Source organism: Sphingomonas sp. Leaf339 (genome assembly GCF_001426195.1).
GTDB lineage: Bacteria > Pseudomonadota > Alphaproteobacteria > Sphingomonadales > Sphingomonadaceae > Sphingomonas.
Genome location: NZ_LMRS01000001.1, coordinates 862,533 through 879,244 on the forward strand (window position 1 = coordinate 862,533; position 16,712 = coordinate 879,244).

The window sequence follows — 16,712 nt, forward strand, 5'->3', positions numbered from 1 at the left end:
TCAGGAAGTGCCGCGTCCGGTCTTCGCCTGCAGTTCGTCGATCCGCTTCGAAGCATCCGCCTTGCTAAGCTTGTCGTTGAATTCCTCATGCGCTTCTTCACTCAGCGTCTTGAGATAGCTGGCCTGAGCACCGGTCATCGGTTCATCGCCGGTTGTCCAGTCGTCGGGGTCCTTCTCGGCATTGGAAAACGTTTCGGTCTTCGGGTTCGGGGTGTCGGTCATCGCGAAATTCCTTCCGGTTGACCAACACCCCTGTTCACAGTGTGTTCCGCTTTTTGTGGATTAGTTCAGTGGCAGGTCGAGCGCCTCGGCGACAGCAGGGTGACGGATCTTGCCGCCAGATACGTTCAGGCCGGCCGCCAGATGAGGGTCCGCCGCCATAGCCGCGTCGGCACCCAGATTGGCGAGTTTCAACGCAAACGGAAGCGTCGCATTGTTAAGCGCGAAAGCAGATGTCCGTGCCACCGCGCCGGGCATGTTCGCGACGCAATAGTGTATCACGCCATCGACCTCGAACACCGGGTCTTCATGCGTCGTGGCGTGCGACGTCTCGAAGCAGCCGCCCTGATCGATCGCGATATCGACCAATACACTGCCGCGCTTCATGGTCTTCAGCATCTCGCGCGTCACCAGCTTGGGCGCGGCGGCTCCCGGAACCAGAACCGCGCCGATCACCAGATGCGCGTTCTTCACCGCCGCCGCGATCGCCGCCTTGCTGGCATAGGCGGTCTTAATCTGGCTGGAGAAAAACATGTCCAATTCAGCAAGCCGCGCCATGTTCAGGTCATAGATCGTCACGTCCGCTCGCATCCCGACCGCCATCTGTGCAGCGTTGATGCCCGAGACGCCGCCGCCCAGGATCGCGACCTTGGCCGGCGCCACGCCCGGCACACCCCCCAGCAATACGCCGCGTCCGCCCTGTTCCTTCTCCAGATAATGCGCACCGACCTGCACCGACATGCGGCCAGCCACCTCTGACATCGGCTTCAACAGCGGCAGACCACCGCCCTGTGCCGTCACCGTCTCATAGGCGATGCAGGTCGCACCCGATGCCATCAACCCTTCTGCCTGCGGCTTGTCGGCTGCGAGGTGCAGATAGGTGAACAGCAGGTGGCGTGGCTCGAGCAGGGCGATCTCGCTCGCCTGCGGTTCCTTTACCTTCACGATCATCTCGGCCGCTGCGAAGACGGATCGGGCGTCCGGCAGGATGGTGGCGCCGGCCGCCTGATAATCGGCATCCTCGAAATCGATGCCGGCACCGGCCATCGTTTCGACCACCACCTCATGCCCGGCCGCGACCAGTTCAGCGACCGATGGTGGCGTCAGTCCCACGCGATACTCGTGATTCTTAATTTCCTTGGGAACGCCGATCTTCATGGTAACCTCTCTTTTGTTCTGATGCTGGCGCTATAACGCGCGGCAAGCATGTTGTCCCGTTGCGGGTGTTCGGCGACCATGCTAATCGCGCGTTCATGTCAGCACCTGATAGTGCGTCGTTTGCCTGCGGTATGGCACCCCGCATCGCGGATCGATCGATCCGCCCGTGAGCAACTCCACCAGCAAGACTGCAGCGGCCCTCGGCACGGCCGCCGACGGCTATCAACATCATCCCAAACAGGGGCTGGCCAAGCTGGCGCTCGGCGCGATCGGGGTCGTCTATGGCGATATCGGCACTAGCCCGCTCTATGCGATGAAGGAGGTGTTCGTCGGCCACCATCCGTTGGCGGTCGATCAACTCCACATATTTGGCGTCGTCAGCCTGATCTTCTGGTCGCTGGCGATGATCGTCACGCTCAAATACGTGCTCATCATCCTGCGCGCCGACAATAACGGCGAGGGCGGCAGCCTCGCGCTGCTGGCCTTGATCCAGCGGCGGACAGGTGGCGGGCGATGGGGGCCGAGCCTCGTGATCCTTGGTGTGCTGGCGACGGCGCTGTTCTTCGGCGACTGCATGATAACGCCGGCGGTGTCGGTGCTATCGGCGGTCGAAGGATTGGCGACGGTCGAGCAAGGGTTCAATGCGTTCGTCATTCCGATCGCCGTTGTGATCCTGATGGGCCTTTTTTACATCCAGTCGAGCGGCACGGCGCGTGTCGGTCGGTTCTTCGGACCGATCATGCTCGTATATTTCGGTACGCTGACGGTGCTGGGCGTTATCAACATCATCGGTCGCCCGGATATCCTATTGGCGATCGACCCCCGCTGGGCGGTCCGGTTCGTGATGACCGACGGCTTACTCGCGTTTCTCGCGCTGGGCTCGGTGGTGCTGGCGGTGACAGGAGCGGAGGCGCTCTACGCCGACATGGGCCATTTTGGCCGTCGCCCGATCGAGGTGGCATGGCTGTATCTGGTTTTCCCGGCGCTGATGGTCAATTATCTGGGGCAGGGCGCATTGCTCCTGGATCAACCCGGCGCAGCGGAAAATCCGTTCTTCCTGATGGCGTCGGAGGACTGGCGCCTACCTTTGGTCATCCTGTCGACCATGGCCACCGTGATCGCCAGTCAGGCCGTCATCACCGGCGCGTTTTCCGTTGTGCAACAGGCAGTTCAATTGGGTCTCATGCCGCGCCTGCGCATCGAGCATACCAGCGCGGCCGAGGCAGGCCAGATCTACATCCCGGCGGTCAATTGGGCGCTGATGATCATGGTGTTGTTGCTGATCTTCGGCTTTCGCGAATCATCCAATCTCGCTGCGGCGTACGGTATCGCGGTGACCGGCACGATGTTCATCAGTACCTTCATGGTCGGCGTGTTGATCCGCCGCGTCTGGCAATGGCCCGCCTGGGTTACGTGGCCGTTTGTGGGCCTGTTCCTGCTGATCGACGGCGCTTACTTTGCGTCCAACCTGACCAAGGTTCCCGATGGCGGCTGGTTCCCGTTGCTGGTCGGCGCCGTGGTGTTCACCGCGCTCACGACATGGTCGACCGGCCGCAAGCTGATGATCGACCGGCTGCGTGATGCGGCGATGCCGATCAAGGTATTCATCGCTTCGGCTGCGACGTCGGCAAGCCGGGTACCGGGAACGGCTGTTTTCATGACATCGACGGCCGAGGGCGTGCCGCATGCGTTACTGCACAACCTGAAGCACAACAAAGTGCTGCACGACCGCATCATCCTGTTGACCGTCGCGATCGCCGACCAACCCTATTGGCCCGACGCGGAGCGGGTGAAGCATGAGGAATTGGGTCACGGCTTCCACCGTGTAGTGCTGCGCTTCGGGTTCATGGAGGAGCCGAACGTACCATTCGCGTTGAAGAACGCGTACGGTCCGGGTGCCGAGGTGAAGATGATGGACACCAGCTTCTTCCTGTCGCGTCAGACACTGATTGCGTCGGATCGGCCTGGTATGGCGCTTTGGCGGGAAAAGTTGTTCGCGTGGATGCTCCGTAACGCGGAGAGCGCGATGGAGTTTTTCCGACTGCCGTCCAATCGTGTGGTCGAATTGGGCAGTCAGGTCGAGATTTGAGCGGAGATTGCATATCGGCGCCGACCCCTGCGCCGATCATCGTCACGGCATTGTTCGGACGGTCGGATCAGGGTTGGTTCGATGCCCAGCGGGCGGAGTTCTTTCCACCCGAACGCAACGTGCTGTCGGCGCACTGCACGCTGTTCCACCATCTACCGCCATCTGCGGCCGATGAATTGAAACATCGTTTGAATCAGGCGACGCGCGGCGAGCGGGCGCCGGATGTACGAATCGCCGGGCTGATGTCGCTGGGGCGGGGCGTCGCATACCGGCTAGACGCGCCGGGGCTGGCGGCGATCCGGCACGACCTCGTGGATGCTTTCGCCGGGCTGTTGACGCCACAGGATGCCGGCGGATGGCGGCCTCATGTCACCATTCAGAACAAGGTGACGCCGAATGTTGCGAAGCTGTTGCTCGACCGACTGGCGAAGGAATTCCGCCCGCGCCCGGTCGAACTCGCGGGGCTGGCGACGTGGTGGTATCGCGGTGGGCCATGGGAAGCGCTGTCGCGGCATATGTTCGCTTGACCGCCTCCACGACGCTTCCTATAGGCGCCGCTCGCGAGTGAACATGCCTCTTGGGGCGAAGTAGCTCAGCTGGTTAGAGCACGGGAATCATAATCCTGGGGTCGGGGGTTCAAGTCCCTCCTTCGCTACCACTCGCGAACCTTTTCTCATGATCATGACTGGCGTGTCGCTGGTAAAAAATGCCCACCAACCAAATGTTTGCGGCCGTATTGATACGACGGGAAGGCCTTACGACGCGGTTACGCAAAATAAAGCACAGTGCGACGCCGGCGATAGCGCGCTGATGCACCGATCATTCCGAACCCGGCTAGCATCACTGCCTATGAGGCCGGTTCCGACACGACCGGTACGGTCGGTTGGGTGATCGTCCCACCTGCCCCACCCATAATAACGGCGCTACCCGACAGTGAGGTGCCGGCGGCACCGACACCCAGAATCGATATGCCGCCAACACCGGCAAAGGTGTTGTGATACGGTCCGGCGCTCAGATCGGCATCGGTCAGGCCCGATACCAGCGTGCTCAACCAGCCATAGCCCTGCGAATGCGAGAACAGGCCGCCTTCAGCGCCGAGGAAGTCGTTGCTGCCGATTGCATTGGCATCGATGATCCCCTGCTCTGGCGAATATAGATCACCCGACACGTTGTTGTCGGTGGAATCCACGTGGATCACACTGGCCGCACTGCTGAGCGGGCCGCTGCCCGTATTGGAAAAGAAGTCGGCGATCTGCGATCCGTTGAGTAGCACGACCGGCCCGCCGGCGCTGGTGAGCGTCGAAGACGGACGTACGCGCTTTGGCATTTAAAATGCCGGGAATATGTTGTGAGGATCGTGAGCCATTATCATAGCGTCTGACCGGGCTAACGCAATTAACGTAAGGCCATATTTCTGAGCATGCAACAAAGCGAGCGTCGTGGGCGCGGAAATGCCGACCAATAAAGGGGCATTGGCAATCAGGGACTTGTCTACCATTTCGAAGCTTAGCCGGGATGTAACAAGGATAAAGCCTTCTATGGCTTGCCCGGTCTGTCCGCCTATCAATTTATCGAGAGCGTTGTGTCGACCGACGTCTTCATAGGCGGCAACAATGCGACCTTCCCGATTGCAGACCGCCGCGGCATGAACGGCACCGGTAAGCGCATTGAGCGGTTGATAAGCGCGAAGGTTCGCCAGAGCGGCAAATAGCGCGTGCTGTCGCACATCGGGACGCGGGGCAATCGGTGCGGGGCGGTGGAGTTGCTCCAATCCGGCGATTCCACATAACCCACAGCTCGTATCGCTGGTTCGATGCCGCACCCGATCATGGATCCGGTTCCGGCAACGATCAGCAAGTGCGATACGGACGATCCAGCCGGCGTCCGTTTCGAACGGTTCTACGGCGATAATGTCGGCAACCGTGTCGGCAAGTCGCTCAGTCAGCATGAAACCGACGGCGAATGCTTCCAGATCGGAGGGCGTCATCATCATTACTGCATAGCCCAGGCCATCGACTTCGATCGACACAGGCGCCTCGACTGCCACGCATCGCTCGCCGGCCGTCACGCCACCCGGTCGGATGAAGCTCACTGGCTTTATTTGGGCAGTCATGCGGTCAGCATATCGCTTTCCAGCGCAGCAAGATCGTCGCGGGTATTTACGTTCGCGAGTGCGGTCGCAGCGCCGATCGGCAAGGCGCCGATATTCTTTGCCCAACCTCTGACCGACCGGTCCGGTGCGGTCTCGATATGGGCCAAGAGATGTGCCCCCAGTGCGGATGGCCAGTAACCGAGCACCGGGGCATCCTCGCAATAGGCCGGACCGCGATGTAACAAGGCCTCGATCAATCCATCGGGAAGGTGCGGCATGTCGCAGCCGACCGTTAAAACGCAATGGAAGCCATGTGTCGCCGCGTGATCGAGCGCCGCCGCGATCCCTCCCAGCGGCCCTAGGCCGGGGCGGGGGAGGTCGGGCAGGCCACCTGCCTGACTGCCGATCACCACCACCTCGTCACAGTGACGCCGCAGCGTCGCGATAGCGTGATCGACCAGTGTCCGGCCGTTCAGTATGGCCTGAGCCTTGTCGGTGCCAAAGCGCGATGATTGACCGCCAGCCAGCACTGCGCCCAGCGGTCGGATCATAACCTCACCCTGACCGGCACAGATTTGCCGGCGGGAACATGGCTTTCCAACGCGTGATGTTCGAGCGGGATCAGATAGTTCAGCTCCGGATAATATCCACCAAGGCACCCCTGAGGAATATTATACTCCACAACCCGCAGCCCTTCGACCACGCGTTCGACGCCGTCTTCTGCGTCGCTCTCCAACGCGATCATATCGCCAGCCGCAAGACCGAGATTGGCGATGTCGGCGCGGTTCATCATCACGACCATCCTGGTGCCCTTGATGCCGCGGAACCGGTCGTCATAGCCATAGATGGTCGTGTTGAACTGGTCGTTCGATCGCAGTGTCACCAGGCGGAACCGGCCCTCCTTCTCGGCAAAGCCACTGGCGTTCAGCGCCCGGGGAACGTTGAATTCCGCCTTGCCGCTGTCGGTCTGCCATTCGCGATGGGAAGCGGGATTGCCCTTCCAAAACCCGCCCGGCACGAACAGACGTTCGTTAAAGTTGGCGAACTTGTCCGGATAGACATTCTCGATAGCCGTGCGGACGAGACCATAATCGCCGACCCATTCATCCCAAGGCACGTTCGGATTGGCGGGCAAAAGCGCCTTGGCGATCGCGGCAATGATGGCTGGTTCTGACAATAACGTGTCGGCAGCCGGCGTTGCCTTGCCGACCGATCCATAGATGTGGCTGAACGAGTCCTCCATCGACACCGCCTGCCGACCGCCCGTCTGCATGTCCTGCTCCATCCGGCCGAGGCAGGGAAGAATGTAGGACTCCTCACCCGGATACAGATGGCTCTTGTTGAGCTTGGTGGCGATGTGGACGGCGATCGGCAGCTTTGCCCACCCTTCCTTCATCGCCGCATGTTCCGGCGTCGCGCGCAGGAAATTACCGCCAAGCTGGACGAAGCCCTGCGCGGTTCCGGCAATGATCTCACGGCAGCTCTCCACCGTGTCCCACCCCTTTTCGGTCGGCGGCTCGAACTCGAACAATTCCTTCAGCCGCTCAACCGGTGCCAGCTCCGTCTTCTCCGTGATGCCGACCGTACGCTGACCCTGTACGTTACTGTGCCCGCGCACCGGGCCGGGGCCGGCGCCTTCGCGGCCAATATTGCCGCGCAGGAACAGCATGTTTAGGATCATGTACAGGCTGTCGATGCCATAGCGGTGTTGAGTGATGCCCATGCCGTACACGGCGATGACGCGCTCCGCCTTCATGTAAACGCGTGCCGCACCCTCGATTGCATTACGGCTCAGTCCGCTTTCATCGACGATTTCGTCCCAGCGCGCATCGCGACAGAAGTTCGCGAATTCGTCGAAGCGGACGGTATGCTGCTCGATGAAATGGTGGTCGAGGATGCGCTCGCCGCCATCGACCTGCGCGCGGTCGTCTGCCTCAATCACATATTTACAGATTCCGAGCATCGCGGAGATGTCGCCGCCAGCGCGCACCTGGTGGTATTGGCTGGAAATCTGCGTCGGCGCACCGACTGTCATCTGCACCGGGTTCTGCGGGCTGGCGAACCGCTCCCATCCGCGTTCACGCAACGGGTTGAAGGTCACGATCTCCACGCCGCGCTGGCTGCATTCCTGCAAGGTATGGAGCATCCGCGGGGCGTTGGTGCCGACATTCTGTCCGAACACGAAGATCGCGTCGCACTTGTCGTAATCCTCCAGCTGGATCGTCGCGACCGGTGAACCGATCGCGTTTTTCATCCCGACCGACGTGGTCTCGTGGCACATGTTCGACGAATCGGGCAGGTTCTGCTGCCCCCACATCCGCGCCATCAAGCTGTACATGAACGACGTTTCGAGGCTGGCGCGGCCGGAGGCGTACAGAACGACCTTGGTCGGATCGCACGTCTTCAGCTTGGCGCCGATCGCGTCGAACGCTTCCTGCCATCCGACCGCCATATATTTATCGGTCGCCGCATCATACTTCATCGGATGCGTCAGCCGCCCGGCTTGCTCCAGATCGTAATCCGGCCATTCGGCAAGTTCGGACACCGTATGCTTCTGGAAGAATTCGGGCGTGACACGGTGGCTGGTAAGTTCCCAAGCGGTGGCCTTTGCGCCGTTCTCGCAGAATTCGGCTATGTGCGGCTTGGCCGGTTTGCCCCACGCACACGAAACGCACATCACGCCTTCGGGCTTGTTCTGGCGACGGAGCGCATCGAGTACGTCGGGACTGATGCCTTCCTTCGGCAGGATTTTCGACATGCCCTTCATCGAACCCCAGCCTCCGGCCGGAGCGGTATATTCCTTGATTACAACGTCCTTGTCGTCACTCATGCGATCCTCCGCTTGATAGCGGAACGAAGCGGCACGGCTTTCGATGCGGGGCGGTTCAAATTCCCCGTGCGAACACCTAGATGAGCGTCACACTACAGGATCGTTGAATGACCACCCACACCACGCGCATGCTTATCCTCGGTTCGGGTCCGGCCGGCCTGTCTGCCGCGATCTATGGCGCTCGCGCCGGAATGGCGCCGATTGTGGTGCAGGGCATCCAGCCCGGCGGTCAGCTAACGACCACGACCGACGTTGAGAATTACCCCGGTTTCGCCGACGTCATCCAGGGCCCGTGGCTGATGGAGCAGATGCAGAAGCAGGCCGAACATGTCGGCACGCGCCTGATGTGGGACACGATCGTCGAGGTCGATCTGTCGCGCCGTCCCTTCCGCCTGATCGGCGATGGCGGCGACGTGTATGAGGGCGAGGTGCTGGTGATCGCCACCGGGGCGCAGGCCAAATGGCTGGGGCTGGACAGCGAACACGCCATGAAGGGCAAGGGTGTGTCCGCCTGCGCCACCTGCGACGGCTTCTTCTATCGCGGCAAAAAGGTCGCCGTGATCGGCGGCGGCAACACCGCGGTCGAGGAGGCGCTATACCTGACCAATCATTCCGATAACGTGACGCTGATCCACCGCCGCGACTCGTTACGTGCCGAGCGCATCCTTCAGGAGCGGCTCCACGCCCATCCGAACATCACGGTACTGTGGAATAAGGAAGTCCGCGAATTCGTCGATGGCGGCGGGAATGCCGGCCTCGTCGCACTCGAGCTGGAAGACACGGTGACTGGCGAGCATAGCCGACTGGATGTCGAGGGCGGCTTTGTCGCGATCGGCCATCATCCGGCGACTGAATTGTTCCGGGGGCATCTCGATCTCGACAACGATGGCTATATCGCGGTGGAGACGGGATCGACGCGCACCAACGTCGCTGGCGTGTTCGCGTGCGGCGATGTGGCAGACAAGATCTATCGTCAGGCAGTCACGGCGGCCGGCACCGGCTGCATGGCCGCGCTGGATGCCGAACGCTTCCTGGCGGCGGTTGAGTTCGAGGAAATGGCCGAGGCGGCGGAGTAGGGGCCTAAAGCCCCTGCGCCTTGCTCCGCACGAAATCGGTCAGCGCGCCGAAGGTTTCCAGCATGTCGCCATCAACCTCGTCATCCTCAATCAGGATCCCGAGCCGGTCTTCCAGCTCGGTCAGCACGCCGGCGACGGCCATTGAATCGAGTTCGGGCAGCGCCCCGAACAATGGCGTATCGACGGTAAACGTCGCCGCGCGTTCCGGTGCGATCCCCAGCACGTCAGCCAGCACGCCACGCACATTGGTCTCGATCACATCGTCGCTGGTTGCGTCGCTCGCCATCATCTTTCCCGCCATTATCGCGGCGGGCGTTACCGCGCGGGCATGAAAACGGCAATCGCTCTGCTATGCGATTCGATATGATCGCGCTCGACCCCGTACCCCTCACCATCGACCGGCTGACCGCCCGCGGCCGGGTGGACGGCCCAGCATTGATCGATCGGGCAGGTGGACTGAGCTTCGGCCAGTTGGAAGAGGCTGTCGGCGCCGCCGCCGCTTGGTTGCGCTCGCAAGGGCTGGAGCCCGGCGATCGGATCGCGACGTGGTTGCCCAAGACCCGGCCCGCCTGCGTGATGCCACTCGCCGCCGCGCGCGCACAGTTGGTGCATGTTCCGGTCAATCCTGCGTTGCGTCGCGCACAGGTGGCACATATTCTCTCGGACAGCGGCGCCCGCCTGCTGGTCACGCAGGCCCCGCGCGCCGCGACGTTGGCGGCCGATGACGTACCGTCGGGGTGCAAAGTCGCAGAAGAAACCGCCGTGCCATTGGCGGGGGCAGGGCTGGCGCCCTCCGATGCCGACCCCGGCGATCTCGTCGCCATCCTTTATACCTCCGGTTCGACGGGACGGCCCAAGGGCGTGATGCTCAGCCATGCCAATCTGTGGCTCGGCGCAATTTCGGTCGCGCATTATCTGAAGTTGGAACCGGACGACCGGGTGCTAGGCGTCCTGCCGCTCGGGTTTGATTACGGCCAGAACCAGCTGCTTTCTACCTGGGCTGCCGGTGCCGCCGTCGCGCCGCTCGACTATCTGACGGCGCGCGACGTGGTGAAGGCGGTCGCGCGGATTGGTGCGACGACGCTCGCGGGTGTCCCGCCTCTGTGGGTTCAATTGCTGGAAGCGGACTGGCCGCTGGAGACCGGCGCGACGCTTCGTCGCCTGACCAACTCGGGTGGCGCGCTGACCCCACAACTGGTTCGGCGCCTGCGCGAGCGCTTTCCACGGGCGGACCTGTATCCGATGTATGGTCTGACCGAGGCGTTCCGATCGACCTATCTTGACCCTTCACTGGTCGACGCGCAGCCGGGTTCGATCGGCCGCGCCATTCCCTTCGCAGAAGTAATGGCCGTGCGCCCCGACGGCACCCGCGCTGCACCGGACGAACCGGGCGAACTGGTCCACGCCGGCCCCCTCGTCGCACAAGGATACTGGCAGGATACCGAGCGAACCGCTCAACGTTTTCGCCCCGCGCCCGCCTTTGCACGATCTTCCGGCAAGGCGGTCTGGTCGGGCGACACGGTGGTCGAGGGCAGGGACGGCCTGTTCCGCTTCGTCGGCCGCGACGACGAGATGATAAAGAGCGCTGGGCACCGGATCAGCCCTCAGGAGATCGAGGAAGCGGTCCTGTCCGGTGGAGAAGCTCGTGAGGTAGTGGCCTTGGGAATTCCGGACGAGCGACAGGGCCAGATCGTCGCGGTCATGCTGGCCGGCGATACCATGCACGAAGCGATGTTGCGGGCGAGGCTGAAAACGGAACTACCCTACTGGATGCAGCCGGTGCACTATTTCTGGCAAGCCGATTTACCACGAACCGCCAACGGGAAACTCGACCGCGCTTCGATCCGCGATACCGTCAGGCGGGATCATCAAGCAAAAGGGGCACCGGAATGAACACCAAACCGATGGGACCGATGCCCCCGGAATATGCTGACCAACAGGGCGTCTTGAAGATCGCCGGCCGTCGCGCCAGCGACTGGGCCGCAGCAGGGACACCTCTCTTTGTGTACGACCCGGCGATCGTCGCGGCTCGCATTGCGCAATTCAGGTCAGCAATACCGGCCGTCGATCTCCATTACGCGATCAAAGCCAATCCCCACCCTGATCTACTGACCGCCATCGCCCCGTTGGTCGATGGACTCGATATCGCCTCGGCCGGCGAACTGCGTCTGGCACTGACAGTGAAATCTGCGACCTCGATCAGCTTTGCGGGGCCAGGCAAACGTGACGGCGAACTGGAAGCCGCCATCACGGCGGGTGTGACGCTGAACGTTGAATCCGAAGGCGAGGCGTCGCGGGCACTCGTCATTGCCGATCGGATTGGTCGCACGCCCAGACTGGCGGTGCGAGTGAACCCGGATATCGAGTTGCGCGGATCAGGGATGAAGATGGGCGGCCGTCCGTCGCCCTTTGGTATCGATGCGGGCCGCGTACCGGCGCTCGTCCGGCGGTTGATCTCGGCCGGCGCCGATTGGCGTGGGTTCCACATTTATGCAGGCAGTCAGGCGTTGGATGCTGGCGCTGTCGCGGAGACGCAGGCCGCTACCGTCACGCTGGCGGCGCGACTGGCGGACGAAGCCGGAGCGCCACCGCCGCTCGTCAATCTCGGCGGCGGGTTCGGCGTGCCGTATTTTGCAGGCGACCGGCCGCTCGATATCGAAATGATCGGCAGCCGACTCGCCGACACGCTCGCGAAGCGACCAACGGTTTTGGCAAACAGCCGCTTCGCGATCGAGTTGGGCCGCTGGCTGGTGGCGGAAGCCGGGGTCTATCTGGCCCGCGTGGTGGACCGCAAGGAAAGCGGCGGTGAGATTTTCATCGTCCTCGATGGCGGCCTGAACCACCAGCTTGCCGCGTCCGGCAATTTCGGCACGGTCGTACGGCGCAACTATCCCCTCGCTGTCACGGATCATATGGGCGAGACGATGGTGGAAACGGTCAACGTGGTAGGTCCACTCTGCACGCCACTGGATCGACTGGGAGACCGGGTCGCCCTCCCGCATGTAGAGCCAGGCGATGTGATCGCGGTCTTCTTGGCCGGTGCCTATGGCGCGACGGCCAGCCCGGCGGCGTTCCTCGGCCATCCGCCAGCGATTGAGCAGGTGGCCGTTTAGCGGAACGCCGCCATCGCGGTATGCAAAGTTAGTGAAACGAGAGCGAGGCTAGATAGCCGCAGCAGCGCGACCTGTGGGTCGTACCCGGTCGCTGGTCGCGTACGCTCCGCTGTGCGTGATTTACAGGCCGACATAGGTCCAATCGAACCACGCATTCGCGCCGCCGCGTGAACAACATCGGCTGCTCAATCTAGAGGTTGTGGCTATGCACCCTCCATCGCGCCGGTACGGGCGTTGTCGGGCATCCCAACTCCTGCCCGGAGAGGTCCGGCCCCGTCAGCTTTCGATCGTCATAACGCCCAAACGGCAGCGGCCCCTGCGTTGGACAATCCGATGCGGGGGCCGCCGTGAGTCCAGCTAAACCGGTGCGTTAGTCGAAGGTCGCGCCCCACTTGCGGACCGGACGATCCTTCCACAGACCGCGATGATAGGCGTCCGACGCTAGCAGCGGCATTACCGACCCGGCCTCGGCGAACACCATCTGCTCGATGCCCGTGTTCACCTTGCCCCACGATGCCGCTTCCTGGAGCGTCGATGACGAACACGCACCGTCGCGCACATCGGCGACGGTGATCTGCACCGCATACTTATGAACCTGCACGTCATCATGGCCGAGGATCTCGGCGCACACGACGGTGTCCTGGATGAAGTTCTTCGGCACGCCGCCGCCGATCATCAACAGGCCCGTCGTACCTGCCTTGATTTTGATATCGGTCAGCTCGCGGAAATCGGCGATCGCGTCGAGCACCATGTACGGCTTGCCCTCCTTCGCGCGATCGACCTGATGCTTGACCAGACCGAAGCCCGCCGACGAATCAACGAACGCCGGGCAGAAGATCGGCACGTCATGCTCATAGGCGAGCTTGACGAGGCTGTTCTCCTTCTTGCCGTTCTCGACCAGATACTTGCCCATCGCACGGATGAATTCGCGGCTGGAATATGGCCGCGGCTCCAGCGAGTTGGCAATTTCCAGGATCGTGTGGTCGCAATCCTGCAACTGCTCCTCATCGATATAGGTGTCGTAGATGCGATCGATCAGCAGCGAGCGCAGCGTATCGTCATCGGGCACTTCGAGCGCCTGATAATGCTTGTGACCAAGACCCTCGAAGAAATCCATGTCAACGATCGAAGCGCCGGTCGCGACGATGCCGTCGATCATGTTGTTGCGCAGCAGCTCGGCGTACAGATCCATGCAGCCACCGGCCGAGGTCGAACCGGCGATGACCAGAAAGATCGTGCAGTCCTTATCGGCCAGCATCTGATTGTAGATTTCGGTCGCGCGGCCGAGGTCGCGGCTGGTAAACGACATCTTCTTCATCGCGTCGACGATCGGTCGCGCGTCGAACTTGGTGATGTCGATATGCTCGACCGTGGTCGAAAGGAGTTCCGCCTTGCGCTGCGCGTCGATGCGGGTGTCTTCGGTCATGTCAATTTCCTAGCAAACAGCCGTCACCCGACAAAATACGGGGTCTTCACCGGCGGTCGCGATGCGTGCCTTGTAAAGACCCCGGCTTTCGCCGGGGTGACGGGTAAAGATGGCAGTGAGTTACAGCTTGACGACGTTTGATGCGACTACGGCGCTGTCGGTCAGATCGGTATAGAGCGACACCATCGGTTCGTCGTCCACGACGACGGTCTCTTCCGAACCGAAGCCGTTGAAAGCTGTCCGCATCGCCGCGCCATACGCGCCGAGCATCCCGATCTCGATGTAATCACCGACCTGCACATCGGCCGGTAGCAGGAACGGTCCTGCCATATGGTCCATGTCGTCGCAGGTCGGACCATAGAACGAGAACGGATGATCCCGGACCGTCGACTCCGGCTCGCGCAACAGCGTGACGGGGAAGCGCCAACCGATATGCGCCGCATCGAACAACGCGCCATAGGCACCGTCGTTGATATACAGCTCGTTGCCGCGACGACGCTCTACGCGCACCACGACCGAGCTGTATTCCGCGCACAAGGCGCGGCCCGGCTCCGCCCACAGTTCCGCCGAATAGCTGATCGGCAGGCTTTCGAACGCCCGGTGGATCGTCTCGAAGAAACGCTCCAGCGGTGGCGGCTCCATGCCCGGATAGGACGAGGGGAAACCACCACCTACGTCGATCACATCGACGGTAACGGCCGCCTCTACGATCGCCGCACGAACGCGCTCCATCGCCTGAGCATAGGCATCAGGCGTCATCGCCTGGCTGCCGACATGGAAGCAAATGCCCAGCGCGTCTGCAGCTTGGCGAGCAGCAAACAACAGCTCCTTCGATTCGCCCGGTGCCACGCCGAACTTGGATGCGAGGCTGAGTTTCGAATATTCGGACGAAACGCGCAGCCGAACGCACAGCGTCAGGTCCGATGCGTTGCGCGTCGCGCGCATCACCTTGTCGAGTTCTTCGATACTGTCGAGCGAGAACACCCGCACGCCGTGCGTGAAATATGCTTCGGCGACCGCTTCCTCAGCCTTTACCGGATGCATGAAGCAAAGGGTGGCGTCGGGCAGCGCCCGCGCGACGAGGCGCACCTCGGCGATCGAGGCGACGTCGTAATGCGTGATGCCGTTGTCCCACAACACCTGCAACAGGTCCGGGGACGGGTTCGCCTTCACCGCGTACATCGAACGACCCGGAAACTTCTCGGCGAAGAATCGGGCGGCCCGCGCCGCGGCGTGGGGACGAATCAGGGTTACCGGGTCAACCGGGTTCCGCCTGGCGATGTCGATGCCTCCACAAACGGTGGGGAGGACGGTCGATTGGGCTTTCGCTAGCCCCAGCGCGCTATGGTGCTTATGCAATTCAAGGGACCTCCAATTGCCTTTCGGCATACGGTGACAAAAGCTGCCTTGCGGTTGGAAGTCCCATGGGGCAGCGGAAGCGCGATCTAGGGTCGCGATCCCCCCATGTAAAGCGGTTAGCGTCAACAAAGGACGGCATGTGACGATTTTGCGACAACCCACCGGCGCAGGGGTCAGGGACGCGGCGGCAAAGCTGGCGGCCATCCTGCCGCCAACGCCGATTTTCACGGTGGAAATCAACGGCGTGCCTGTCACCTTCAAGGCCGAATGCCTGCAACCGATCGGGTCGTTCAAACTGCGCGGTGCCTGGCACCGTTTGACGGCGCTGGACGAGGTGGCCCGCCGCCGCGGCGTCGTTGCCTTTTCGTCCGGCAACCACGCGCAAGGGGTGGCCTGGGCAGCCCGACGGCTGGGTATCGCTGCGACGATCGTGATGCCCACCGACGCACCGCGCGTGAAGCGCGAGGCCACCTTGGCACTGGGCGCGGAGGTGGTCGATTACGATCGCGCTACCGAAAGCCGCGAACTGATCGCCGGTCGGCTGGCGGAAGCGCGCGGTAGCACGCTGGTTCCGAGTTTTGATGATCCATGGGTCATCGAGGGGCAGGGCTCCGCCGCGCTGGAAGCGGGGCAGCAGATGGTCGCCGCAGGGCTTGGGGCGCCAATTCAGGTAGTCGTGCCGTGCGGTGGCGGCGGTCTGGCGGCGGGCAGTGCGCTCGCGTTAAGGGACGCGGCGATCTGGGTCGTGGAACCGGCGGGATGGGACGACATGCGCCGCAGCCTTGAAGCTTCATGGATCGAGCCGGTCGGCCCCAATCCGCCCCCCACCGCCTGCGATTCGCTCCAGACGACGCGAGTCTCACCATTAACGTTCGATGTCCTGTCTCGCCGTGATGCAACCGGTGTGGCGGTCAGCGAAGACGAAATCGCCGCGGCGCAGGGCTGGGCGGCGGAGCGGTTGCGACTGGTGATCGAACCCGGCGGTGCCGTGGCTCTGGCGGCGCTTCTGACGGGGCGTGTACCCGTCAAACCGGGGACGTTGGCGATCCTGTCGGGCGGCAACGTCGATCTGGCTGCTTATGCACGGGCGATCCGCCGGTGAGCGGCCCGCTGGTATCGATCGCGTCGGCTGCGCCGGCGATCGCGATGCTGGGATGCTTCGCGTGCGTTATCGGTGGCATCGCATTGATCCGCGGGCGTCGGGACGTACGCAAAGGCGTGCTGATGCTCGTGATGGCGGGGGTCTTATTAGGGAATGTGCTGATCTGGACGATGTGAGTCTAAAACAAGCGTGGACATGCAAGGGTGGCGGCATGCCGTCGATCGACGCCGAGGCGCCGAGCGGGTTGG

16 protein-coding genes and 1 tRNA gene are annotated in these 16,712 nt (G+C 62.4%); 8 read left to right on the plus strand and 9 right to left on the minus strand.

Features of this window, described 5'->3' with window-relative positions; translation table 11 throughout:
• Together ASG67_RS04005 and ald are read right to left on the minus strand one after the other, a co-directional pair.
• Window positions 1–222: a DUF3072 domain-containing protein gene (locus ASG67_RS04005; RefSeq protein WP_056525484.1), complete on the minus strand. Its 222-nt coding sequence runs from the start codon at window positions 220–222 to the stop codon at window positions 1–3.
• 60 nt (window positions 223–282) lie between these two features.
• Window positions 283–1,377 (minus strand): alanine dehydrogenase, encoded by a 1,095-nt coding sequence (ald, locus tag ASG67_RS04010; protein ID WP_056525486.1) that lies wholly within the window; start codon window positions 1,375–1,377, stop codon window positions 283–285.
• A 244-nt stretch (window positions 1,378–1,621) separates the two neighbouring features.
• Here ald and ASG67_RS04015 point away from each other — a divergent pair, with 244 nt between their 5' ends.
• The 3 genes from ASG67_RS04015 to ASG67_RS04025 all read left to right on the plus strand — a co-directional run bounded on the left by ASG67_RS04015 (window position 1,622) and on the right by ASG67_RS04025 (window position 4,124).
• Entirely contained in the window at window positions 1,622–3,466 is a 1,845-nt protein-coding gene (locus ASG67_RS04015; RefSeq protein WP_235535055.1) for a potassium transporter Kup, read from the plus strand.
• Window positions 3,463–3,993: a 2'-5' RNA ligase family protein gene (locus ASG67_RS04020; protein WP_235535034.1), complete on the plus strand. Its 531-nt coding sequence runs from the start codon at window positions 3,463–3,465 to the stop codon at window positions 3,991–3,993. Before ASG67_RS04015 ends, ASG67_RS04020 begins: the two co-directional genes overlap by 4 nt.
• Before the next feature lie 54 nt (window positions 3,994–4,047).
• Window positions 4,048–4,124: transfer RNA gene (locus ASG67_RS04025), tRNA-Met, on the plus strand.
• A 189-nt stretch (window positions 4,125–4,313) separates the two neighbouring features.
• Here ASG67_RS04025 and ASG67_RS04030 read toward each other — a convergent pair.
• The 4 genes from ASG67_RS04030 to ASG67_RS04045 are packed head-to-tail and all read right to left on the minus strand — an operon-like array spanning window position 4,314 to window position 8,388.
• Window positions 4,314–4,793: a hypothetical protein gene (locus ASG67_RS04030; RefSeq protein WP_056525491.1), complete on the minus strand. Its 480-nt coding sequence runs from the start codon at window positions 4,791–4,793 to the stop codon at window positions 4,314–4,316.
• Window positions 4,794–5,579: a formate dehydrogenase accessory sulfurtransferase FdhD gene (fdhD, locus tag ASG67_RS04035; protein WP_056525494.1), complete on the minus strand. Its 786-nt coding sequence runs from the start codon at window positions 5,577–5,579 to the stop codon at window positions 4,794–4,796.
• Window positions 5,576–6,109 carry a molybdenum cofactor guanylyltransferase gene (locus tag ASG67_RS04040; RefSeq protein ID WP_056525498.1) on the minus strand — a complete coding sequence of 178 codons (534 nt, stop codon included), beginning with the start codon at window positions 6,107–6,109 and terminating at the stop codon, window positions 5,576–5,578. Before ASG67_RS04040 ends, fdhD begins: the two co-directional genes overlap by 4 nt.
• Window positions 6,106–8,388, minus strand: coding sequence for an FdhF/YdeP family oxidoreductase (locus ASG67_RS04045; RefSeq protein WP_056525501.1), 2,283 nt, complete (start codon window positions 8,386–8,388; stop codon window positions 6,106–6,108). The genes ASG67_RS04040 and ASG67_RS04045 overlap by 4 nt, the downstream gene beginning before the upstream one ends.
• A 107-nt stretch (window positions 8,389–8,495) precedes the next feature.
• On the opposite strand from ASG67_RS04045, the gene trxB reads away from it, so the two are divergent.
• Window positions 8,496–9,464 carry a thioredoxin-disulfide reductase gene (trxB, locus tag ASG67_RS04050; RefSeq protein WP_056525504.1) on the plus strand — a complete coding sequence of 323 codons (969 nt, stop codon included), beginning with the start codon at window positions 8,496–8,498 and terminating at the stop codon, window positions 9,462–9,464.
• Between the two features lie 4 nt (window positions 9,465–9,468).
• Here trxB and ASG67_RS04055 read toward each other — a convergent pair whose 3' ends face one another.
• Complete coding sequence (locus tag ASG67_RS04055) at window positions 9,469–9,750, minus strand: acyl carrier protein (RefSeq protein ID WP_156460621.1); 282 nt, start codon at window positions 9,748–9,750, stop codon at window positions 9,469–9,471.
• 77 nt (window positions 9,751–9,827) lie between these two features.
• Here ASG67_RS04055 and ASG67_RS04060 point away from each other — a divergent pair, with 77 nt between their 5' ends.
• Both ASG67_RS04060 and ASG67_RS04065 read left to right on the plus strand, forming a co-directional pair.
• A complete protein-coding gene (locus ASG67_RS04060; protein ID WP_200940708.1) occupies window positions 9,828–11,357 on the plus strand; it encodes an AMP-binding protein in 1,530 nt (509 codons plus the stop codon).
• Window positions 11,354–12,577 carry a pyridoxal-dependent decarboxylase, exosortase A system-associated gene (locus tag ASG67_RS04065; protein WP_056525507.1) on the plus strand — a complete coding sequence of 408 codons (1,224 nt, stop codon included), beginning with the start codon at window positions 11,354–11,356 and terminating at the stop codon, window positions 12,575–12,577. Before ASG67_RS04060 ends, ASG67_RS04065 begins: the two co-directional genes overlap by 4 nt.
• 370 nt (window positions 12,578–12,947) lie before the next feature.
• On the opposite strand, the gene ASG67_RS04070 is transcribed toward ASG67_RS04065, so the two are convergent.
• The gene (locus ASG67_RS04070) at window positions 12,948–14,003 is read right to left on the minus strand and encodes a 1,9-bis(guanidino)-5-aza-nonane synthase (RefSeq protein WP_056525510.1); all 1,056 of its coding nucleotides are present in this window, start codon (window positions 14,001–14,003) and stop codon (window positions 12,948–12,950) included.
• A 120-nt stretch (window positions 14,004–14,123) separates the two neighbouring features.
• A complete protein-coding gene (locus ASG67_RS04075; protein ID WP_082543278.1) occupies window positions 14,124–15,362 on the minus strand; it encodes a type III PLP-dependent enzyme in 1,239 nt (412 codons plus the stop codon).
• A gap of 139 nt (window positions 15,363–15,501) precedes the next feature.
• On the opposite strand from ASG67_RS04075, the gene ASG67_RS04080 reads away from it, so the two are divergent.
• Together ASG67_RS04080 and ASG67_RS04085 are read left to right on the plus strand one after the other, a co-directional pair.
• Complete coding sequence (locus tag ASG67_RS04080; protein ID WP_056525515.1) at window positions 15,502–16,464, plus strand: threonine/serine dehydratase; 963 nt, start codon at window positions 15,502–15,504, stop codon at window positions 16,462–16,464.
• On the plus strand, window positions 16,461–16,640 hold the full coding sequence (locus ASG67_RS04085) for a hypothetical protein (RefSeq protein ID WP_056525518.1): 180 nt from the start codon (window positions 16,461–16,463) through the stop codon (window positions 16,638–16,640). The genes ASG67_RS04080 and ASG67_RS04085 overlap by 4 nt, the downstream gene beginning before the upstream one ends.
• Window positions 16,641–16,712 lie beyond the last annotated feature (72 nt).